Source organism: Streptomyces sp. NPDC054783, from assembly GCF_053611725.1.
In genome coordinates this window covers 153,210-174,348 of record NZ_JBSHAY010000019.1, presented here as the reverse complement: position 1 = coordinate 174,348, position 21,139 = coordinate 153,210, and the positions used below count along the sequence as shown (strand labels likewise).

The 21,139-nt window shown below is 70.9% G+C and carries 15 protein-coding genes and 1 pseudogene; 11 read left to right on the top strand and 5 right to left on the bottom strand.

Translation table 11 applies throughout. The features are described from left to right. A pseudogene (locus ACWGJ5_RS29380) lies at positions 1 to 883 on the bottom strand (hypothetical protein); the annotation flags it as partial. 103 nt (positions 884 to 986) lie between these two features. Here ACWGJ5_RS29380 and ACWGJ5_RS29375 point away from each other — a divergent pair. The 4 genes from ACWGJ5_RS29375 to ACWGJ5_RS29360 all read left to right on the top strand — a co-directional run bounded on the left by ACWGJ5_RS29375 (position 987) and on the right by ACWGJ5_RS29360 (position 7,334). Continuing rightward, on the top strand, positions 987 to 1,268 hold the full coding sequence (locus tag ACWGJ5_RS29375; RefSeq protein WP_453312666.1) for an acylphosphatase: 282 nt from the start codon (positions 987 to 989) through the stop codon (positions 1,266 to 1,268). A gap of 381 nt (positions 1,269 to 1,649) precedes the next feature. Beyond that, positions 1,650 to 1,853, top strand: a complete 204-nt coding sequence (locus ACWGJ5_RS29370) for a hypothetical protein (RefSeq protein WP_014675251.1) — start codon at positions 1,650 to 1,652, stop codon at positions 1,851 to 1,853. A gap of 243 nt (positions 1,854 to 2,096) precedes the next feature. Beyond that, the gene (gene smc / locus ACWGJ5_RS29365; RefSeq protein WP_453312665.1) at positions 2,097 to 5,711 is read left to right on the top strand and encodes a chromosome segregation protein SMC; all 3,615 of its coding nucleotides are present in this window, start codon (positions 2,097 to 2,099) and stop codon (positions 5,709 to 5,711) included. Positions 5,712 to 5,915: 204 nt separating this feature from the next. Beyond that, a complete protein-coding gene (locus ACWGJ5_RS29360; RefSeq protein WP_453312664.1) occupies positions 5,916 to 7,334 on the top strand; it encodes a sugar porter family MFS transporter in 1,419 nt (472 codons plus the stop codon). 117 nt (positions 7,335 to 7,451) lie between these two features. On the opposite strand, the gene ACWGJ5_RS29355 is transcribed toward ACWGJ5_RS29360, so the two are convergent. Next, positions 7,452 to 7,796, bottom strand: a complete 345-nt coding sequence (locus tag ACWGJ5_RS29355) for a hypothetical protein (RefSeq protein ID WP_453312663.1) — start codon at positions 7,794 to 7,796, stop codon at positions 7,452 to 7,454. Positions 7,797 to 7,864: 68 nt separating this feature from the next. Next, positions 7,865 to 8,836, bottom strand: coding sequence for an LLM class flavin-dependent oxidoreductase (locus ACWGJ5_RS29350; protein ID WP_453312662.1), 972 nt, complete (start codon positions 8,834 to 8,836; stop codon positions 7,865 to 7,867). Between the two features lie 92 nt (positions 8,837 to 8,928). On the opposite strand from ACWGJ5_RS29350, the gene ACWGJ5_RS29345 reads away from it, so the two are divergent. Beyond that, the gene (locus tag ACWGJ5_RS29345) at positions 8,929 to 9,129 is read left to right on the top strand and encodes a hypothetical protein (protein ID WP_453312661.1); all 201 of its coding nucleotides are present in this window, start codon (positions 8,929 to 8,931) and stop codon (positions 9,127 to 9,129) included. A 6-nt stretch (positions 9,130 to 9,135) separates the two neighbouring features. Here the strand turns inward: ACWGJ5_RS29345 and ACWGJ5_RS29340 are convergent, their stop codons facing one another. Next, positions 9,136 to 10,587 (bottom strand): cytosine permease, encoded by a 1,452-nt coding sequence (locus ACWGJ5_RS29340; protein WP_453312660.1) that lies wholly within the window; start codon positions 10,585 to 10,587, stop codon positions 9,136 to 9,138. 172 nt (positions 10,588 to 10,759) lie between these two features. Between ACWGJ5_RS29340 and ftsY the strand changes: the two genes are divergently transcribed. Beyond that, the gene (ftsY, locus tag ACWGJ5_RS29335; protein ID WP_453312659.1) at positions 10,760 to 11,962 is read left to right on the top strand and encodes a signal recognition particle-docking protein FtsY; all 1,203 of its coding nucleotides are present in this window, start codon (positions 10,760 to 10,762) and stop codon (positions 11,960 to 11,962) included. 328 nt (positions 11,963 to 12,290) lie between these two features. Here ftsY and ACWGJ5_RS29330 read toward each other — a convergent pair whose 3' ends face one another. Beyond that, entirely contained in the window at positions 12,291 to 12,953 is a 663-nt protein-coding gene (locus tag ACWGJ5_RS29330) for a bifunctional DNA primase/polymerase (protein ID WP_453312658.1), read from the bottom strand. Between the two features lie 457 nt (positions 12,954 to 13,410). On the opposite strand from ACWGJ5_RS29330, the gene nsdA reads away from it, so the two are divergent. The 5 genes from nsdA (at position 13,411) to ffh (ending at position 21,134) form a co-directional block, all read left to right on the top strand. Beyond that, positions 13,411 to 14,889: a transcriptional repressor NsdA gene (nsdA, locus tag ACWGJ5_RS29325; protein ID WP_453312657.1), complete on the top strand. Its 1,479-nt coding sequence runs from the start codon at positions 13,411 to 13,413 to the stop codon at positions 14,887 to 14,889. 343 nt (positions 14,890 to 15,232) lie between these two features. Further along, complete coding sequence (locus ACWGJ5_RS29320; protein WP_453312656.1) at positions 15,233 to 16,576, top strand: ammonium transporter; 1,344 nt, start codon at positions 15,233 to 15,235, stop codon at positions 16,574 to 16,576. Then, positions 16,573 to 16,911 carry a P-II family nitrogen regulator gene (locus ACWGJ5_RS29315; protein WP_453312655.1) on the top strand — a complete coding sequence of 113 codons (339 nt, stop codon included), beginning with the start codon at positions 16,573 to 16,575 and terminating at the stop codon, positions 16,909 to 16,911. The genes ACWGJ5_RS29320 and ACWGJ5_RS29315 overlap by 4 nt, the downstream gene beginning before the upstream one ends. A 28-nt stretch (positions 16,912 to 16,939) precedes the next feature. After that, positions 16,940 to 19,438: a [protein-PII] uridylyltransferase gene (locus tag ACWGJ5_RS29310; RefSeq protein ID WP_453312654.1), complete on the top strand. Its 2,499-nt coding sequence runs from the start codon at positions 16,940 to 16,942 to the stop codon at positions 19,436 to 19,438. Between the two features lie 145 nt (positions 19,439 to 19,583). Next, the gene (ffh, locus tag ACWGJ5_RS29305; protein WP_453312653.1) at positions 19,584 to 21,134 is read left to right on the top strand and encodes a signal recognition particle protein; all 1,551 of its coding nucleotides are present in this window, start codon (positions 19,584 to 19,586) and stop codon (positions 21,132 to 21,134) included. The last annotated feature ends 5 nt before the right edge of the window (positions 21,135 to 21,139 follow it).

The window sequence follows — 21,139 nt, the reverse complement described above, 5'->3', positions numbered from 1 at the left end:
GGGTGGGCGTGGAGGGAGTGGGCGTGGGGGACGCCGACGTCGCAGGCGACGCCGGCTGCGACGCGGAGGCGGACGGGCTCGGGGACTGCGAAGGCCCGGAGCTCGGGCCGGCGCCGCCCACGGGGCTGTCGGCGCTGCCCGAGGTGCCGCCCTGCTCGGCGGCCGTGTTGCTCGGCGTGTCCACCACCTGCACCCGGTCGGCGCCGGTGGTGTGCGTGACGCCGCCGAGCCGGTAGTTCTGCAGACCCGGCACCACGCCGGTGGCCACGGCGGCCGCACCGAGGGCCACGGCCACGGACACCCCGAGCAGGCCCGCGCGCACCGGCCTCGCGCCCTTCTTCCGGCGTCGGTGGCCGGGGGAGGGGTCGCCGGCCAGGGTGAAGCCGCCGCCCCCCGAGCCGCCCGGGCCGTCGTCCTCGGCCGAGAACAGATAGGCGTGCGCCTTGGCGGTCGCCTCGGCATAGGCCAGCGGCTGCAGCCCGGTCGCCGGGGTGTGGGCCTCGGGGTTCAGATACGGTGCGATGCCCCGCGGCGCCTGTTCACGCCGGACGAGCTCCGTCCGCCCGCGCCGGACGATCTCACCCGGGTACGACTCCCGCCGGGGGCCGCCTGGGTACGGGTCCTGCCGGGCGCCACCCGGGTACGAGCCCTGCCGGGCGCCACCGGTGTCCGAGTCCTGCCAGGCCTCACCCGCGAACGGGTCCTGCGGGGTGCCGCTCCCGGTGCTGGAGCGCGGCGTGTGTATGACCCCCGTGGCGCGGCCCTTGGCGGCGCGGCCGGCGGCAGAGCGTCGGTGGCGGCCCATGTCCTTGCCCTCTTCCTCGTGCTCGCGGTCGGCCGGTGCCTGCGCGGCGAGTGACTCTCCATGGCCAACCCGACTCACCCGATCGAGTGAGTTTCATATGAGATGCATTGGGGCGGGACGGTACCCCATGCCGCCGACGGGCGATGTGTCCTGCGCGACACCGGCTGGTTAGGTTGCACCCATGAGCGAGGATGTACGGCTGGTCGCCTGGGTGCGTGGACGCGTGCAGGGCGTGGGTTTCCGCTGGTTCACGCGTGCCAAGGCACTGGAGATCGGGGGCCTGAGTGGTTTTGCTCTCAATTTGGCCGACGGTCGCGTCCAGGTCGTCGCGGAGGGGGCGCGCGAGGGCTGCGAGGGACTGCTGGGCTGGCTCCAGGGCGACGACACGCCCGGACATGTGGACGGAGTCACCGAGATCTGGGACACACCCCGCGGTGGCTACGACGGCTTCGCCATTCGCTGAGCCGGTTCTGTAAAGGCGCGCAGGCCGGCGCACGGGGAGCTGCCGGGGGCACATGCGCACAGCAGAAACGACCTGGTGGTTGCCAAGAACGGCCCGGCATGGCAGGCTCCGCAGGAACAGCTGATCGTCACGCCCTGAAGGCCCCGGATGACTCGCTGCGCCGCCGTTCTTCCGGCCGCGCGCCCCGGTTTGCCCGCCAATACAGGGCGTGATCGTGTTGACCGTCAAACTTTTTGGTGAGACGCTGAAAGCCCCGCGCACCTTAGCTGTTTGGCATGGAGCAACAGCAGAGCAACACCCGGATGTGCCAAGCACCGCGGGTGCAATCCCTCACGACCCACACCGCATCGGTCGGTCACTCATTGTGGAGGACCATCCATCATGGCAAAGGCGCTTCTCGGTTACGTCGGCGGCTCCGACCCTCGACTCCTCGCCGAGATGCGACGGCTGCAGCAGCGCGTCCAAGACCTGGAGTCCGAGCTCGTCAGGATCCAGGCGGAGAACGAAGCGCTGACGGCTGCCGCCTCTCAGGACAGGATCATGGAGAGCATCGACGCACACCAGGCGGAGCCTGCGCTCACCTGATCACTGCATCGCTCCACGACAGCAGTCGCAGCGATCTGGCTGCCGTATCAACCGCTCAGTTGATCGGACGACCGTAACCCGGCCGTCAGAGTTGCAAGGGACGCTTCGGCGTCCCTTCTTTCTTTGCCCCCGCATCCTTTCACCCTCTTTAACGTACGGTGTGCCCTGCATGTTCAATGGCGAAACCGTGGGGTTGCGAGTGTTCGTGGAGTGAGATAGCGGCGCCCGGTAGAGTCCAGCGGCGTGCACCTCAAGGCCCTGACCCTCCGCGGGTTCAAGTCGTTCGCCTCGGCGACCACGCTCCGGTTCGAGCCGGGCATCACGTGTGTCGTCGGCCCGAACGGCTCGGGCAAGTCCAATGTCGTGGACGCGCTCAGCTGGGTCATGGGCGAACAGGGCGCCAAGTCGTTGCGCGGCGGCAAGATGGAGGACGTCATCTTCGCCGGCACCACCGGCCGTCCCCCGCTGGGCCGCGCCGAGGTGTCCCTGACCATCGACAACTCCGACGGCGCGCTGCCCATCGAGTACGCCGAGGTCACCATCACGCGGATCATGTTCCGCAACGGCGGCAGCGAGTACCAGATCAACGGCGACACCTGCCGCCTCCTGGACATCCAGGAACTCCTCTCCGACTCCGGCATCGGCCGGGAGATGCACGTCATCGTCGGCCAGGGCCAGCTCGACTCCGTCCTGCACGCCGATCCGATGGGCCGCCGCGCCTTCATCGAAGAGGCGGCCGGTGTCCTCAAGCACCGCAAGCGCAAGGAGAAGGCCCTGCGCAAGCTGGACGCGATGCAGGCCAACCTCGCGCGCGTGCAGGACCTGACCGACGAACTGCGCCGCCAGCTGAAGCCACTGGGCCGCCAGGCGGCGGTGGCGAGACGGGCCGCCGTGATCCAGGCGGACCTGCGCGACGCACGCCTGCGACTCCTCGCCGACGACCTCGTACGCCTGCGCCAGGCGCTCAAGGCCGAGATCGCGGACGAGGCGGCCCTGAAGGAGCGCAAGGAGACGGCCGAGCAGGAACTGAAGAAGGCCCTGCACCGCGAGGGGCTCCTGGAGGACGAGGTACGGCAGCTCACGCCGCGCCTCCAGCGCGCCCAGCAGACCTGGTACGAGCTCTCCCAGCTGGCCGAGCGCGTCCGCGGCACCGTCTCGCTCGCCGACGCCCGGGTGAAGAGCGCCACCTCCGCGCCCCCCGAGGAGCGGCGCGGCCGCGACCCCGAGGACATGGAGCGCGAGGCCGCCCGGATCCGTGAGCAGGAGGCCGAGCTGGAGGCGGCCCTGGAGGCGGCCCAGCGCGCCCTCGACGACACGGTCGCCCACCGCGCCGAACTGGAGCGGGAGCTCGCGCTGGAGGAACGCCGGCTGAAGGACGTCGCCCGCGCCATCGCCGACCGCCGCGAGGGCCTGGCCCGGCTGTCCGGCCAGGTCAACGCGGCCCGCTCCCGGGCGGCTTCGGCCCAGGCCGAGATCGACCGCCTGGCCACCGCCCGCGACGAGGCACAGGACCGCGCGGTGCGCGCCCAGGAGGAGTACGAGGCCCTGAAGGCCGAGGTGGACGGCCTCGACGCGGACGATGCGGACCTGGCCGAACAGCACGAGTCCGCCAGGCGCCGGCTCACCGAGTCCGAAGCCGCCCTGAGCGCGGCCCGCGAGGCACTCACCACCGCCGAGCGCACCCGCGCCGCGACCCAGGCCCGCCACGAGGCGCTGGCGCTGGGCCTGCGCCGCAAGGACGGCACCGGCATACTCCTCGGCGCCCGCGACCGCCTCACCGGAGTCCTGGGACCGGCGGCGGAACTGCTGACGGTCACCCCCGGCTACGAGGTGCCGCTCGCCGCGGCCTTCGGCGCGGCGGCGGACGCGATCGCCGTGACGACCCCGGCAGCGGCAGCCGGGGCGATCCGCCTGCTGCGCAAACAGGACGGCGGCCGAGCGGCACTGTTGCTGGCGGGGGAAGCACCCGAAGGGGACGCGGGGCGAGACATCACGCGGCTCCGCCGCGTGGGCGCGCCCGGCCACGGCGAACCCGCGGACACCCCACGGCCCGGCGCCCCCCTCCTCGCCGCCGAACTCGTCCGCGGCCCCGCCGACCTCATGCCCGCCGTCCACCGCCTCCTGCAGGGAATCGTCGTCGTCGGCACCCTGGAGGACGCCGAGGACCTCGTCTACGCGCACCCGGAACTCACCGCGGTCACCGCCGAGGGCGACCTCCTCGGTGCCCACTTCGCCCACGGCGGCTCGGCCGGTGCCCCCAGCCTGCTGGAGGTCCAGGCCTCAGTGGACGAGGCCGCAGCCGAGCTGGCCGACCTGGCGGTGCGCTGCGAGGCGCTGGCCCAGGAGCAGCGGGCGGCAGCCGAACGGCGTACCGAGGCCGCCACCCTGGTGGAGGAACTCGCGGAGCGGCGTCGCGCGGCAGACCGGGAGAAGTCGGCCGTCGCCCAGCAGCTCGGCCGGCTCGCCGGGCAGGCGCGGGGGGCGGCGGGCGAGGCCGAACGGTCCGCCGCGGCCGCCGCACGCGCGCAGGAGGCGCTGGAGAAGGCCGTACAGGAGGCCGAGGAACTGGCCGAGCGGCTCGCCGTGGCCGAGGAGATGCCGGTCGAGGAGGAGCCGGACACCTCCGTACGTGACCGGCTCGCCGCCGACGGGGCCAACGCCCGGCAGACCGAGATGGAGGCCCGGCTCCAGGTCCGTACCCACGAGGAGCGGGTCAAGGGGCTCGCCGGGCGGGCCGACTCGCTCGACCGGGCCGCACGCGCGGAACGCGAGGCACGCGCGCGTGCCGAGCAGCGCCGCGCCCGGCTGCGGCACGAGGCGGCCGTGGCGGAAGCGGTCGCCTCCGGCACCCGGCAGCTGCTCGCACACATCGAGGTCTCCCTCGCCCGCGCCGAACAGGAACGCGCCGCCGCCGAGGCCGCCAAGGCGCAGCGCGAGCAGGAGCTGACCGCCGCGCGCACCGCCGGACGCGAACTGAAGGCCGAACTCGACAAGTTGACGGATTCGGTGCACCGCGGCGAGGTACTCGGCGCCGAGAAGCGGCTGCGGATAGAGCAGCTGGAGGTCAAGGCACTGGAGGAGTTGGGTGTCGAGCCGGAGGGGCTGGTGGCCGAGTACGGCCCGCACCAGCCCGTGCCGCCCTCGCCCCCCGCCGACGGCGAGGTGCTGCCCGAGGACCCCGAGCATCCGCGCAACCGGCCCAGGCCCTTCCACCGCGCCGAACAGGAGCGGCGCCTCAAGGCCGCCGAGCGGGCGTACCAGCAGCTCGGCAAGGTCAACCCGCTGGCGCTGGAGGAGTTCGCGGCGCTGGAGGAGCGCCACAAGTTCCTCAGCGAGCAGCTGGAGGACCTGAAGAAGACCCGCGCCGACCTGCTGCAGGTGGTGAAGGAGGTCGACGAGCGCGTCGAGCAGGTCTTCACCGAGGCCTACCGGGACACCGCCCGCGAGTTCGAGGGCGTCTTCAGCAGGCTCTTCCCCGGCGGTGAGGGCCGTCTGGTGCTGACCGATCCCGACAACATGCTCACCACGGGCGTGGACGTCGAGGCGCGCCCGCCGGGCAAGAAGGTCAAGCGGCTGTCCCTGCTGTCGGGCGGCGAGCGCTCGCTGACGGCGGTAGCCCTGCTGGTGTCGATCTTCAAGGCACGCCCGAGCCCCTTCTACGTCATGGACGAGGTCGAGGCGGCGCTGGACGACACCAACCTCCAGCGGCTGATCCGGATCATGCAGGAGCTGCAGGAGGCCTCGCAGCTGATCGTGATCACGCACCAGAAGCGCACGATGGAGGTCGCCGACGCGCTCTACGGCGTGTCGATGCAGGGTGACGGCGTCTCGAAGGTCATTTCCCAGCGCCTTCGTTGAGCGCAACCGATCAAGATCAACTGACTTTGTGTTCAAGAAGTGAACATAGAGCCCTTCGGTGTATCGAAAAACTCACAGCCGTTGAACTATTGACTTCGAAACTTGAAGGCATAGTCTCTGCAACGTTGCTTTTACCTTCAGGTCTCACCTGTAAGGGCTCGCCCCCACCCACGGCAGCGTTGCCGTGGCCCGAGGAGATACCCCGTGACCAGCACAGCGCAGGCACCTCAGTCAGGAGCCAGGACGGCTCAACCCGAGCACCTCGGGCACGTCATCTTCATCGCGGCGGCTGCCGCCATGGGCGGCTTCCTCTTCGGTTACGACAGCTCCGTGATCAACGGCGCGGTCGAGGCCATCCGCACCAAGTACGACATCGGCTCCGCGGCCCTCGCCCAGGTCATCGCCGTCGCCCTGATCGGGTGCGCCGTCGGCGCCGCGACCGCCGGCCGCATAGCCGACCGGATCGGCCGCATCCGGGTCATGCAGATCGCCGCGCTCCTCTTCGTCGTCAGTGCTGTCGGCTCCGCGCTGCCCTTCTCCCTGTGGGACTTCGCCTTCTGGCGCATCGTCGGCGGCTTCGCCATCGGCATGGCCTCCGTCATCGGCCCCGCCTACATCGCCGAGGTCGCCCCGCCCGCCTACCGCGGCCGGCTCGGTTCCTTCCAGCAGGCCGCGATCGTGATCGGCATCGCCGTCTCCCAGCTGGTCAACTGGGGTCTGCTCAACTCCGCCGGCGGCAACCAGCGCGGTCACCTGATGGGCCTGGAGGCCTGGCAGGTCATGCTCGGCGTCATGGTCGTCCCGGCCGTCCTCTACGGCATGCTGTCCTTCGCGATCCCCGAGTCCCCGCGCTTCCTGCTCTCCGTCGGCAAGCGTGAGCGTGCCAAGGAGATCCTCGCCGAGGTCGAGGGCAAGGACGTCGACATGGACGCCCGCGTCGCCGAGATCGAGCACGCGATGAAGAGCGAGCACAAGTCCACGTTCAAGGACCTGCTCGGCGGTGGCTTCTTCTTCAAGCCGATCGTCTGGATCGGTATCGGCCTGTCGGTCTTCCAGCAGTTCGTCGGCATCAACGTCGCGTTCTACTACTCCTCCACCCTCTGGCAGTCGGTGGGCGTCGACCCGACGGACTCGTTCTTCTACTCCTTCACGACGTCGATCATCAACATCATCGGCACCGTGATCGCGATGATCTTCGTGGACCGCGTCGGTCGCAAGCCTCTCGCGCTCATCGGCTCGGTCGGCATGGCCGTCGGTCTCGCGCTGGAGGCCTGGGCGTTCTCGTACCACCTCGTCGACGGCAGGCTCCCGAGCACCCAGGGCTGGGTCGCCCTGATCGCCGCCCACGTGTTCGTCCTCTTCTTCGCCCTGTCGTGGGGTGTGGTGGTCTGGGTCTTCCTCGGCGAGATGTTCCCGAACAAGATCCGTGCCGCCGCCCTGGGCGTGGCCGCCTCGGCGCAGTGGATCGCCAACTGGGCCATCACCGCGAGCTTCCCGTCGCTGGCCGACTGGAACCTCTCCGGCACCTACATCATCTACACGGTCTTCGCCGCGCTCTCGATCCCGTTCGTCCTGAAGTTCGTCAAGGAGACGAAGGGCAAGACGCTGGAGGAGATGGGCTGACCAGCCCCGTGAACTCGGGGAGAAGGGCCAAGTCCCCGCTGCCCCTCTCCTCGTACCTTCCGCCGCCCCCGGCCCGGTCACTGCCCGGTCCGGGGGCGGCGGTGTCGTACGCGCCGGTCACCGGATGAGAACGCGGGCGCCGAGTCGCTGGGCCCGTGGCGTCGCCGCCTCGATGTTGTCCAGGCGGCTCTCGATCCCGTACGGATGCTCCCCGAGCGCCGCGCAGATCATGTCCAGGTGGGTGCGCAACAGAGCGATCTCCTCAAGGAACCGGGGAAGCTCCTCGGTCGGGACCGCCATCCAGTCGCCGTCGAGCAGGGGGAGGTAACGGGCGCCCAGCGAGCGCACCACCTCCGATCCCCACACCTTCCGCCGCCAGGACTCGAACCCTGCCGAGTCATTGCACCCCTCGGGCACGTCGAGCGCGTCGAACTCGCCGTTCGGCCCGCGGGACGACCACATCCACACTCAGACTCACGGTCCCAGTGGAGCACCGCGACCCGCCCGGACCACCGGATGGACGCCGCAGGTCAGTCGCCCAGTGCCGGAATCACCCGCTCCGCGAACAGCCGCAGGCTCCGCCACCCCTCCTCCAGCGGCATACCGCCCACCAGCGGATGCAGTACGAGGCTGTCGGCGCCCAGTGCCGCGCACTCCTCTGGAGTGAGGACGCGGTACACGCCCTCCTCGCGCAGCTCCTCCGCCGTCGTGGCCGCCGACTTCACCGCCGAGCGGATCCCACCCGACTGCCACGAGGCGTAGGTCCGCGCCTCGTGCAGGAAGTGCTCGCCGTACTCGGCCCACGCCCGGTCCGGGTCCTCGGCGACGTGCAGCAGGGGAGTCTCGGCCGCCGGCATCATGACCCAGCCCTCGGTGCCGTACTCGGTGAGCTTCTCCTTGTAGTACGACTCCAGCTCCGGCAGATGCGCGCTCGGGAAGAAGGGCAGACCGAGGCGGGCGGCACGGCGGGCGGCGGCCTTGGAGGAGCCGCCGACCAGCAGGAGCGGGTGCGGGTCGGTGTACGGGCGCGGGGTGAGCCGTACCGTGCGGCCCCGGTAGGCGAACTCCTCGCCGGACCACGCCCTGAGCAGGGTCTGAAGCAACTCGTCCTGGAGCCGGCCCCGGCGTCTGAAGTCGACGTCGAACAGGGCGTACTCCTCGGGCCGGTAGCCGATCCCGGCCACCGTCACCAGCCGTCCGCCGCTCAGCAGGTCCAGTACGGCGATCTCCTCGGCCAGCCGCAGCGGGTCGTGCAGCGGGCCGATCACCGCCGACACGGTCACCGCGATCCGGCGGGTCGCCCCGAACACCGCGCCCGCGAAGGCGAACGGCGACGGCAGCCAGTTGTTCTCCGCGCCGTGGTGCTCCTCGGTCTGCACGGTGCTGATCCCGTGCTCGTCCGCGTACGCGGCCATCTCCAGGGCGGCCCGGTAGCGGGCGGAGAGGGCGGCCGGGGTGGCGCCGGGAGCGACGAGGTTGAAACGGACGACCGTGACGGGCATGGGAAGTCCCCCTCCGGTGCGATGCGGTGGAGGGGGACGGTAGCTGACGCAGCGTCAGATGGCCATGGAGAGGCGGGAGGTAGAGTCGCGGGATGACCGATGCCGTACCCACCGATCCACGGGCGGAGGCCGGCCGGGGCCGGGTCGCGCTGTGGCTCGACCCTGCCGACCTGCGGTGGCTGGCCGGCCACTGCTGCTGCCCCGAGGACGCGGACCAGGACACCCGGGACCGCTGCGGCCGCCTCCGATTCCGGGCGAGCGCCGCCCTGCACAAGAGCGGACTGCCCGGCTGAGGCCCGTCACACGGAGACGGACGCGCGCTCCTCGGCCGGTTCGGTGACCTCGGCCGGCTTCGTCACCGCCGGCTTCGGCAGGGCCAGGTACAGCAGGCCCGAGATCACGATCGTGGCGACCCAGCCGAGACCGTACTCGCCGATGACGTTGTTCTTCGCCAGCGGGCCGGTGAACCAGTCCGACGTCGTGAACATCAGGCCGGAGACCAGGCCGATCGCCCAGGCGGCCACGGCCGCGGGCGAGAAGCCGCCCTTGTACCAGTAGGCGCTGGTGCGGGTGGTGTCCGTCATGGCGCGGCCGTCGTACTCGGTGCGGCGCAGCATGTCCGCGCCGAAGACGCCGACCCAGGCGGAGAATGCGACCGCCAGCAGCGACAGGAAGGCGATGAACGAGCCCATGAAGCTCGTCGCCACCAGCATCAGCACACCGCCGAAGACCAGCGAGATCACGGCGTTCACCGAGACCGCCCAGTGCCGCGGCACCTTGAAGCCCAGGGTCTGCGCGGTGAAGCCCGCCGAGTACATCGACATCGAGTTGATCAGCAGCATGCCGATCAGCGCGATGAACAGGTACGGCACCGCGATCCACGTCGGCAGGATCTCGCCGAGGAAGGACACCGGATCGGTGGCCGAGGCCAGGTCCGGCGTGGACACCGCCATCACCGCGCCCATCAGGACCATGGGCAGGACGACGATGCCGGCACCGCCCACCGCCGTACCGACGATCGCCTTCGAGGACGCCGTGCGGGGGAGGTAGCGGGTGAAGTCCGGCGCGGACGGGATCCAGCTGACACCGCCGGCCGCGATCATGCCGACGCCGGTGATCACCGCGGCCGTCGAGCCCCCGCCGTGGTGCATCACCTTCGACCAGTCGGTGTTCGCCGCCAGGTAGGCGAGGACCAGCACCGAGAAGACGCCGAAGAGGTACGTGGCGTACTTGTTGCACTTCTGTACGGCGTTGATGCCGAGGCCCGAGATCGCGAAGGTCGCGACGACGAACACCAGCAGCATCACCATGTCCAGCACGCTGTTGGCCTTCAGCCCGAACACGATGTCCAGGATGGTCAGCATCGCGTAGGCGCCGGTGACCGCGTTGATCGTCTCCCAGCCCCAGCGCGCGACCCAGATCAGCGAACCGGGCAGCAGGTTGCCGCGCTGGCCGAAGACCGCGCGCGAGAGCGCCATGCCGGGCGCGCCACCGCGCTTGCCCGCGATACCGATCAGACCGACCAGGCCGTACGACACGACCGGCGCCGCCGCCGCGACGACGAGCGCCTGCCAGATGTTCAGGTGGTACGCGACGACGAGGCTCGCGCCCATCGTCAGCAGCAGCACGCTGATGTTGGCGCCGACCCAGGTGGGGAACAGCTCACGGGTCTTCGCAGTGCGCTCGTGATCCGGGACCTGCTCGATGCCTCGGGTCTCGAGAGCGCCTTCGGTCTCGACGGTTTTGCTCATGAAAAAGGGGCACCAGACGTGGGGGGACAGGGGACGGTCGGGACTCTACGCGCGTCGACCGAGTCGCCACCATCGTACTTTGCTCCGAGTCCTCGTATTAAGTGGCGTTTGTCTCTCAGAGGAAGACACAAACAGCCTTCCGCGGCAACCCATGGCTGATACTGGACCCGTTATGGAAACCGTCATCCTTGCTGTAGTCATCGCCGTCGTCGTGCTCGCGGCGCTCGGCGGGCTGCTGGTGGGCACCCGGCGCAAGAAGCCGCTGCCTCCGCCGCCCCCGAAGACGCCCGACATCACCGCGCCCCCGGCCGAGCCGCACGTCGGCGAAGAGGCCGAGACGCCGCGCGAAGAACCTCGCCGGACCATCGAGGAGGTGGACCTCCCCGGCGGCCCCGCCCCGGTCGTCGTGGAGGAGCCTCCCGCTGTCGAGGCTCCCGAGATCGAGATCCCGGAGCCCACCGCGGGCCGGCTGGTCCGCCTGCGCGCCCGCCTGTCCCGCTCCCAGACCGCCCTCGGCAAGGGCCTGCTCACGCTGCTCTCGCGTGAGCACCTGGACGACGAGACCTGGGAGGAGATCGAGGACACGCTGCTCACCGCCGACGTCGGCGTGCAGCCCACCCAGGAGCTGGTCGAGAGCCTGCGCGAGCGTGTGAAGGTGCTCGGCACCCGCACCCCCGCGGAGCTTCGCAGCCTGCTGCGCGAGGAGCTGCTCAAGATCGTCGGCACGGACTTCGACCGCACCGTCAAAACCGAGCCCGAGGACCGCAAGCCCGGCATCGTGATGGTCGTCGGTGTCAACGGCACCGGCAAGACCACCACCACCGGCAAGCTCGCGCGCGTGCTCGTGGCCGACGGCCGCACCGTCGTCCTGGGCGCCGCCGACACCTTCCGCGCCGCCGCCGCCGACCAGCTGCAGACCTGGGGCGAGCGGGTCGGCGCCTACACCGTGCGCGGACCGGAGGCCGGGGACCCCGCCTCCGTCGCCTTCGACGCGGTCAAGGAAGGCAAGGAGATGGGGGTCGACGTCGTCCTCATCGACACCGCCGGCCGCCTGCACACCAAGACCGGCCTCATGGACGAGCTCGGCAAGGTCAAGCGCGTCGTGGAGAAGCACGCGCCGCTCGACGAGGTGCTGCTCGTCCTCGACGCCACCACCGGCCAGAACGGCCTGGTCCAGGCCCGCGTCTTCGCGGAGGTCGTGGACATCACCGGCATCGTGCTGACCAAGCTGGACGGCACGGCCAAGGGCGGCATCGTCGTCGCGGTCCAGCGCGAGCTGGGCGTACCGGTCAAGCTGGTCGGCCTCGGCGAGGGCGCGGACGATCTGGCACCGTTCGAGCCCGAGGCGTTCGTGGACGCGCTGATCGGTGACTGAAGGCCCAGCAGATTTACCAAGTGCTTTCGAGGAGCGCCCGCCCCAAGGTCCAGTGGGGGACGGGCGCCGCCTCTTTTTCCGCCTGAACCGGCACCGCCCTCGCGGACGTGGTTGCCCGCCGTCGTGGTGCTTCAACTGATGGTTGCTGTGCCCGGCCGGTGATGGTTGCCGTGCGCGCCGGGGCCGGGCGTAGTCGGCGAGGTCGCGTCGGAGGCGTTGGCGGACGTGTGGGTGAGCGGTTACCGGATTCGGTGGCCGACAAGAAGCGCCCGGCCCCAAGGTGCAGTTGGAGTCGGGCGCTTCGCCCTGCCGGTGCGCGTGCGGCCGGTTACGTCCGTGCCCGCGACCGGTGCGCCACATACGCCAGCGTCCCCAGCAGCAGCCGTGCCGCCGGAGGCCGGGTCGCCGAGTCCAGCGCGGGTGGGCGCAGCCAGCGTGCCGGGCCCAGGCCGCCGCGGTCGGAGGGCGGGGCGGTGATGTGCGTACCGGGGCCGAGGCCGCGCAGGTCCAGGGCCGAGGGGTCGTCCCAGCCCATGCGGTAGAGCAGCCGGGGGAGCTCGGCGGCGGCGCCGGGCGCGACGAAGAAGTGGGCGCGGCCGTCCGGGGTCGCGGTCACCGGACCGAGGGGGAGTCCCATCCGCTCCAGGCGGGCCAGGGCGCGGCGGCCGGCGGCCTCGGAGACCTCGATCACGTCGAACGCCCGGCCCACCGGCAACATCACCGCGGCGCCCGGGAACTCCGACCAGGCCTTGCTCGCCGCGTCCAGCGTGGCCCCGGCCGGCACGGGGGGCGCGAAGTCCAGCGGATGCGCGCCCGGCGCCGGGCAGCCGGCGTGTCCGCACGAGCAGACGCCCGCCGCGGCCCGCGCTCCGGGCACCACGTCCCAGCCCCACAGCCCGGTGAACTCGGCGACGGCGGTGCAATCCGACGAACGGCCGCGCCGGCGCGTGCCGGAACGGATCTCGCGAATGCCGCCGATCGTGAAGCCCATGCCCCCTCCAACGGGTCCAGCGCGCCGGTGGTTACGACACGGAACGAGACGGAAGCGGAACGTAACGCTACGGCTCCGCCTTCCCCGTTCGACGCGAGGTCAAGGCAGCGCCTTGAGGTGCAACGGGTGGCGCATCGGGGTGTTCGCGCCCCTGTGCGCATCACTCCGCCCACTTCCGGCCGTCCTATGTCAAGTGAATCGCGTACGGCCGACCGTGAGTTCATTCGAAGGGGTGGCGAATGGTGGCGTTTCCGGGATCCCCGTGGCTGGGCGGGTGATCGTAGGATTACTGTGAGTGTGCGAGTCCGGGCGGCATATGCATGGTTGGGTATGCCGGAGGCGAGTCGTCAGCTCGTTCGAAGGGTGAGAACCGGCGGACAAGAGGCCGTATTTACCGGCATTCTGATAAGGCTTGGCGCACTCGACGACAAGTGGTCTCAGGGATGGGGGCGTTCCAGTGAGCGGCAACGGCGGTAGCGTGACGAACGCTGACAAGCGCCCCAATGACCTGCTCGGCTCGTGGTTCGTGCGCAGCGGCTGGTCCAAGGGCGAGCTGGCCCGCCAAGTGAACCGCCGGGCACGCCAGTTGGGTGCCAACCACATCTCCACCGACACCTCGCGCGTGCGCCGCTGGCTGGACGGGGAGAATCCGCGCGAGCCGATCCCGCGGATCCTCTCGGAGCTGTTCTCCGAGCGCTTCGGCTGTGTGGTCTCCATCGAGGACCTCGGCCTGCGCGCCGCCCGCCAGTCACCCTCCGCGTCCGGTGTCGACCTGCCCTGGACGGCCCCGCAGACGGTCGCCCTGCTCAGCGAGTTCTCGCGCAGCGACCTGATGCTGGCCCGGCGCGGTTTCCTCGGCACCTCCCTGGCGCTGTCCGCGGGCCCCTCCCTCATCGAGCCCATGCAGCGCTGGCTCGTCCCGAGCCCCGCCTCCCCCCTCCCGCCGGAGCCGGAGCCCCTCCTCGACTCCCGCAGGCCGGGCCGCCTGTCCAAGCCCGAGCTGGACCTCCTGGAGTCAACCACGCGCATGTTCCGGCAGTGGGACGCCCAGTGCGGCGGTGGCCTGCGCCGCAAGGCGGTCGTCGGCCAGCTGCACGAGGTCACCGACCTGCTCCAGGAACCCCAGCCCGAGGCCACCACCCGCAAGCTCTTCAAGGTCGCCGCCGAGCTGGCCGAACTGGCGGGCTGGATGTCGTACGACGTGGGCCTGCAGCCCACCGCCCAGAAGTACTTCGTCCTCGCCCTGCACGCGGCCAAGGAGGCCGGTGACAAGCCCCTCGGCTCGTACATCCTCTCCAGCATGAGCCGCCAGATGATCCACCTCGGCCGGCCCGACGACGCCCTGGAGCTGATCCACCTCGCCCAGTACGGCAGCCGCGACTGCGCGAGCCCGCGCACCCAGTCCATGCTGTATGCGATGGAGGCCCGTGCCTACGCCAACATGGGCCAGCCCGGCAAGACCAAGCGCGCGGTCCGCATGGCCGAGGACACCTTCGCCGAGGCCGACGAGTGGGACGAGCCGGACCCCGACTGGATCCGCTTCTTCTCCGAGGCCGAGCTGTACGGCGAGAACTCCCACTCCTTCCGCGACCTCGCCTACGTCGCCGGACGCAGCCCCGCCTACGCCTCCCTCGCCGAGCCGCTGATGCGGAAGGCGGTGGAGAAGTTCGCCGAGGACGGCGAGCACCAGCGGTCGTACGCGCTGAACCTGATCGGCATGGCCACCGTGCACCTGCTCCAGCGCGAGCCCGAGCAGAGCACGGTGTATGCCTCCCAGGCCATGGACATCGCCAAGAAGGTCCGCTCCGAGCGTGTGAACACTCGTATTCGAAAGACGGTCGACACGGCCGTACGGGACTACGGCGACCTCACCGCCGTGGCCGACCTCACCGATCAGCTCTCCGTCGACCTGCCGGAGACCGCCGAAGCGGTCTGACGCAACCGGCTCCCCCCGCCCCGGCCGCGGCCGGTCCTCCCGAACTGCCCGACTCGGCTCCCCCACGCCAGGTCATCGGGAGGCCCGCCGCGGCCGGCCTGTGTCCGCGGGGTGATCTTCCGGCGATGGTTGCGTCACGATAACGATCGCCGAGCCGCGAATCCGGCGGTTCATCCAGGCGTAACAAGCAGGGCGCCTTCGTCACTCCGGCGAAACAACGAGGGGCTTCCACCGAAACCGCGCTGCGTCAATCTCGTGGCGCATAACCGGCCCACACCCCACACCCGCCGGACCGCTCAGGCACCGCCCGCACGGGGCCGTACCAACCGACGAGGAGACGCCGATGGCACCAGCCATCACGCTTGCCGCGGAGGCACCCAAGCTGTCGTCCGCGAACACAGGCTTCATGCTCATTGCTTCCGCCCTGGTACTGATCATGACGCCGGGTCTCGCCTTCTTCTACGGGGGCATGGTCCGCGTCAAGAGCACCCTGAACATGCTGATGATGAGCTTCATCAGCATGGGGATCGTCACCATTCTGTGGGTGCTCTACGGCTTCTCCCTCGCCTTCGGCACGAACAACAGCCTCATCGGCTGGGACTCCGACTGGTTCGGCCTCCGCAAGATCGGACTGACCGAGCTCTGGCCCGGCTACACCATCCCGATCTTCGTGTTCATGGTCTTCCAGATGATGTTCGCGATCATCACCCCGGCCCTGATAAGCGGCGCCCTCGCGGACCGCGTCAAGTTCTCGGCCTGGTCGCTGTTCATCGCCCTGTGGCTCACGCTCGTCTACGTGCCGGTCGCCCACTGGGTCTGGGGTGCCGACGGCTGGGCCTTCAAGCTCGGTGTGATCGACTTCGCGGGTGGTACGGCGGTCCACATCAACGCGGGCGCCGCGGCGCTCGGTGTCATCCTCGTCATCGGCAAGCGCGTCGGCTTCAAGAAGGACCCGATGCGCCCGCACAGTCTCCCGCTGGTCATGCTCGGTGCCGGTCTGCTGTGGTTCGGCTGGTTCGGATTCAACGCGGGCTCCTGGCTCGGCAACGACGACGGCGTCGGCGCGCTGATGTTCGTCAACACGCAGGTCGCGACGGCCGCCGCCATGCTGGCCTGGCTCGCCTACGAGAAGATCCGCCACGGCGCGTTCACCACGCTGGGCGCCGCCTCCGGCGCGGTCGCCGGTCTGGTCGCGATCACCCCGTCCGGCGGCGCGGTCTCCCCGATCGGCGCGATCGCCGTCGGCGCCATCGCCGGTGTCGCCTGCGCCGCGGCCGTGGGCCTGAAGTTCAGGTTCGGCTACGACGACTCCCTCGACGTCGTCGGCGTCCACATGGTCGGCGGCATCATCGGCTCCCTGCTGATCGGCTTCTTCGCCACCGGCAAGGGCCAGTCCACCGCGACCGGTGTCTTCTACGGCGACCACTCCTTCACCCAGCTGTGGAAGCAGTGCGCCGGTGTCGGCGCGGTCCTCGCCTACTCGCTGATCGTCTCCGCCGTCCTCGCCTTCCTGCTCGACAAGACGATCGGCATGCGGGTCACCGAGGACGAGGAGATCTCCGGCATCGACCAGGCCGAGCACGCCGAGACCGCCTACGACTTCAGCGGCGCCGGCGGCGGTGTCATCGGCTCCGCCGCGCACGCCCCCGCCCCGGCCGCCACGCAGATCAAGAAGGTGGACGCATGAAGCTCATCACCGCCGTCGTCAAGCCCCACCGGCTGGATGAGATCAAGGAGGCCCTGCAGGCCTTCGGCGTCCACGGCCTGACGGTCACCGAGGCCAGCGGCTACGGTCGTCAGCGGGGCCACACCGAGGTCTACCGCGGTGCCGAGTACACCGTCGACCTGGTGCCGAAGATCCGCATCGAGGTGCTGGCCGAGGACGACGACGCCGAGCAGCTGATCGAGGTCGTCGTCAAGGCGGCCCGAACCGGCAAGATCGGTGACGGCAAGGTCTGGTCCACGCCGGTCGAGACGGCCGTACGGGTCCGCACCGGCGAGCGCGGCCCGGACGCGCTCTGACACGACGGCACAAGACAGGAGTCGCTGGGTGACGGGAGCGGACGTGCGCACGGAAGCAGAGGACTCGGGACCCAGCGGCTACGCGGCGGCCCGGCTGCGCCTCCTCACCGAGGGGGCGCGGTCCGGGCCGCCGCGCCGTGCCGCCCTCGCGGAACTGACCGACGACTGGCTCGCCGGACTGTTCACGGCCGCCGCCGGAGGGCTCGAAGAAGGCGAGGGAGCGCAGCCACTTCCGCAGAAGGGTGGTGGCGGGCGACTGGAGGGCGCTTCCCTGGTCGCCGTCGGCGGCTACGGCCGCGGCGAGCTGTCCCCGCGCAGCGACCTCGACCTCCTGCTGCTGCACGACGGCTCCGACCCCTGCGCGGTCGCCGCCCTGGCCGACCGCCTCTGGTATCCCGTCTGGGACCTGGGACTCGCGCTCGACCACTCCGTGCGCACCCCGGCGGAGGCCCGCAAGACCGCCGGGGAGGATTTGAAAGTCCAACTCGGACTCCTGGACGCCCGTCACCTCGCCGGTGACCGCGGCCTCACCGCCGGCCTGCGTACGGCCGTCCTCGCCGACTGGCGCAACCAGGCCCCCAAACGCCTCCCCGAACTGCAGGAACTCTGCTCCGAACGCGCCGAACGCCAGGGCGAGCTGCAGTACCTGCTCGAACCCGACCTCAAGGAAGCGCGCGGAGGGTTGCGCGACGCCACCGCCCTGCGCGCCGTAGCCGCCTCCTGGCTCGCCGACGCCCCGCGCGAGGGCCTCGCCGACGCCCGCCGGCGCCTGCTCGACGTCCGGGACGCGCTGCACCTGGCGACCGGCCGCGCCACCGACCGGCTCGCGCTGCAGGAGCAGGACCAGGTGGCGGCCGAGCTGGGGCTGCTGGACGCGGACACCCTGCTGCGGCAGGTCTACGAGGCGGCGCGGGTCATCTCGTACGCCAGTGACGTCACCTGGCGCGAGGTGGGGCGCGTGCTGCGTTCGCGCGCCGTCCGTCCGCGGCTGCGCGCCATGCTGGGCGGCGGCAAGCCCGTCACCGAGCGCTCCCCGCTCGCCGAGGGCGTGGTGGAGCAGGACGGCGAGGTGGTGCTCGCCCGCGCCGCGCGCCCCGAACGCGATCCCGTGCTTCCCCTGCGTGCAGCGGCCGCCGCCGCGCAGGCCGGCCTCCCGCTCTCCCTGCACGCCGTACGGCGCATGGCCGCCACCGCGCGCCCATTGCCCACGCCCTGGCCCGCCGAGGCCCGTGAGCAGCTGGTCACGCTGCTCGGCTCCGGCCGGCCGACCGTGGATGTCTGGGAGGCACTGGAGGCGGAGGGGCTGATCAGCCGCCTCCTGCCGGACTGGGAACGGGTCCGCTGCCGCCCGCAGCGCAACGCCGTCCACATCTGGACGGTCGACCGGCACCTGATCGAGACGGCCGTCCGCGCCTCCGAACTGACCCGTCGCGTCAGCCGCCCCGACCTGCTCCTGGTCGCCGCCCTGCTGCACGACATCGGCAAGGGCTGGCCCGGCGACCACTCGGTGGCCGGCGAGATCATCGCCAAGGACGTGGCGGCGCGGATCGGCTTCGACCGCGCGGACGTGGACGTGCTGTCCGCCCTGGTCCGCCACCACCTGCTGCTGATCGAGACGGCCACCCGCCGCGACCTCGACGACCCGGCCACGGTCCGCTCGGTCGCCGAGGCGGTCGGCACCCAGAGCACCCTGGAACTGCTGCACGCCCTGACCGAGGCCGACGCCCTCGCCACCGGGCCCGCGGCCTGGTCCTCCTGGCGCGGCTCCCTCGTCGCCGACCTGGTCCGGCGGGTCTCCGCCGTGCTCGCCGGCGACGCCCCCGACGAGCCGGAGCCCGTCGCGCCCACGGCCGAGCAGGAGCGGCTGGCGATCGAGGCGTACCGCACGCGCGGCCCGGTCCTCGCGCTGCGCGCCCAGACGGAACCGGTCACCGACGAGGAGGCGTCCGGCGAGCCTCTCGGCGTGGAGCTGCGCATCGCCGTACCCGACCAGCCCGCCGTCCTCCCCGCCGTCGCCGGTGTCCTCGCCGTGCACCGCCTCACGGTCCGTACGGCGGAACTCAGCACCCTGCGCCTGCCCGACGACGTCGACGACGGCTCGGTGCTGCTGCTCAACTGGCGGGTGGCCGCCGAGTACGGCTCGCTGCCGCAGGCGGCCCGGCTGCGCGCCGACCTCGTCCGCGCCCTGGACGGCACCCTGGACATCGCCGGCCGCCTCGCCGAACGGGACGCGGCCTATCCGAGGCGTCGTGGCTGGGTCGCCCCGCCACCGAGGGTGACCGTCGCTCCGGCGGCCTCCCACCACGCCACGGTGATCGAGGTCCGCGCCCAGGACGCCCCGGGCCTGCTGCACCGGATCGGCATGGCCCTGGAGAAGGCCGGCGTGCGGGTGCGGAGCATGCACGTCAGCACGCTGGGCTCCAACGCGGTGGACGCGTTCTACGTCACAACCGGCACGGGGGCGCCGCTGCCGGCGCAGGACGCGGGGTCGCTCGCGCGGGTGCTGGAGGAGACGCTGCGGGCGTGACCTCGCGACCGTGTGTTCCCTGCTGCCGCGGGGGTTTCGCCCTCGTCCGGCCACTCTCGGGAGCGGGCGAGGACGAATAGCTTGCGGGGCCGGATACCCTGGAGGGCAGCCCGAACCGACTCCGACCTCGAGGACCGACGCCACCGTGTTCGACACCCTCTCCGACCGCCTCAGCGCGACTTTCAAGAATCTCCGCGGGAAGGGGCGCCTCAGCGAGGCGGACATCGACGCCACGGCGCGCGAGATCCGTATCGCGCTCCTCGAAGCGGACGTCGCCCTCCCTGTCGTCCGGACCTTCATCAAGAACGTCAAGGAAAGGGCTCTGGGCGCCGAGGTCTCGCGCGCGCTGAACCCGGCCCAGCAGGTCCTGAAGATCGTCAACGACGAGCTCGTCACCATCCTCGGCGGTGAGACCCGGCGGCTGCGCTTCGCCAAGCAGCCGCCCACCGTGATCATGCTGGCGGGTCTGCAGGGTGCCGGTAAGACCACTCTCGCGGGCAAGCTCGCCAAGTGGCTCAAGGAGCAGGGCCACTCGCCGCTGCTGGTCGCCGCAGACCTCCAGCGCCCGAACGCCGTCAACCAGCTGAGCGTGGTCGCCGACCGCGCCGGCGTCGCCGTCTACGCGCCCGAGCCGGGCAACGGCGTCGGCGACCCGGTCAAGGTCGCCAAGGACTCCATCGACTTCGCGAAGTCCAAGGTCCACGACATCGTGATCGTGGACACCGCCGGCCGCCTCGGCATCGACGCCGAGATGATGCAGCAGGCCGCGGACATCCGGGACGCGGTCTCCCCGGACGAGATCCTGTTCGTCGTCGACGCGATGATCGGTCAGGACGCCGTCAACACGGCCGAGGCCTTCCGTGACGGCGTCGGCTTCGACGGCGTGGTGCTCTCCAAGCTCGACGGTGACGCCCGCGGTGGTGCCGCCCTGTCGATCCGGCAGATCACCGGCAAGCCGATCATGTTCGCGTCCAACGGCGAGAAGCTGGACGACTTCGACGCCTTCCACCCTGACCGGATGGCCTCCCGCATCCTCGACCTGGGTGACCTGCTCACCCTGATCGAGCAGGCGGAGAAGACCTTCAGCCAGGAAGAGGCCGCCAAGATGGCCTCGAAGCTGGCGTCCAAGAAGGGCCAGGACTTCACCCTGGACGACTTCCTGGCCCAGATGGAACAGGTCCGGAAGATGGGCAGCATCTCCAAGCTGCTCGGCATGCTCCCGGGCATGGGCCAGATCAAGGACCAGATCCAGAACATCGACGAGCGGGACGTCGACCGCACCGCCGCGATCATCAAGTCGATGACCCCGGGCGAGCGCCAGGACCCGACGATCATCAACGGCTCCCGCCGCGCCCGTATCGCCAAGGGTTCCGGCGTCGAGGTCAGCGCGGTGAAGAACCTGGTCGAGCGGTTCTTCGAGGCCCGCAAGATGATGTCCCGCATGGCCCAGGGCGGCGGCATGCCGGGCATGCCGGGGATCCCGGGCATGGGCGGCGGCCCCGGCCGGCAGAAGAAGCAGCAGAAGAGGGCCAAGGGCAAGCAGCGCTCCGGCAACCCGATGAAGCGCAAGCAGCAGGAGCTGGAGGAGGCCCAGCGCCGCGAGGACGCCGCGCAGGCCGGAGGCGCCTTCGGGCTGCCGCAGCAGAGCGGTCAGGACTTCGAGCTGCCGGACGAGTTCAAGAAGTTCATGGGCTGAGTCCG

Excerpts from the sequence above, each read along its gene's own strand:
- ACWGJ5_RS29350 (WP_453312662.1), bottom strand. The coding sequence starts at position 8,836 with ATGCCCGTCACGGTCGTCCGTTTCAACCTCGTCGCTCCCGGCGCCACC.
- ACWGJ5_RS29320 (WP_453312656.1), top strand. The coding sequence starts at position 15,233 with ATGGCACCAGCCATCACGCTTGCCGCGGAGGCACCCAAGCTGTCGTCC.
- ACWGJ5_RS29370 (WP_014675251.1), top strand. The coding sequence starts at position 1,650 with ATGGCAAAGGCGCTTCTCGGTTACGTCGGCGGCTCCGACCCTCGACTC.
- ftsY (WP_453312659.1), top strand. The coding sequence starts at position 10,760 with ATGGAAACCGTCATCCTTGCTGTAGTCATCGCCGTCGTCGTGCTCGCG.
- ACWGJ5_RS29330 (WP_453312658.1), bottom strand. The coding sequence starts at position 12,953 with ATGGGCTTCACGATCGGCGGCATTCGCGAGATCCGTTCCGGCACGCGC.
- ACWGJ5_RS29355 (WP_453312663.1), bottom strand. The coding sequence starts at position 7,796 with ATGTGGTCGTCCCGCGGGCCGAACGGCGAGTTCGACGCGCTCGACGTG.
- ACWGJ5_RS29345 (WP_453312661.1), top strand. The coding sequence starts at position 8,929 with ATGACCGATGCCGTACCCACCGATCCACGGGCGGAGGCCGGCCGGGGC.
- ACWGJ5_RS29340 (WP_453312660.1), bottom strand. The coding sequence starts at position 10,587 with ATGAGCAAAACCGTCGAGACCGAAGGCGCTCTCGAGACCCGAGGCATC.
- ACWGJ5_RS29315 (WP_453312655.1), top strand. The coding sequence starts at position 16,573 with ATGAAGCTCATCACCGCCGTCGTCAAGCCCCACCGGCTGGATGAGATC.
- ACWGJ5_RS29375 (WP_453312666.1), top strand. The coding sequence starts at position 987 with ATGAGCGAGGATGTACGGCTGGTCGCCTGGGTGCGTGGACGCGTGCAG.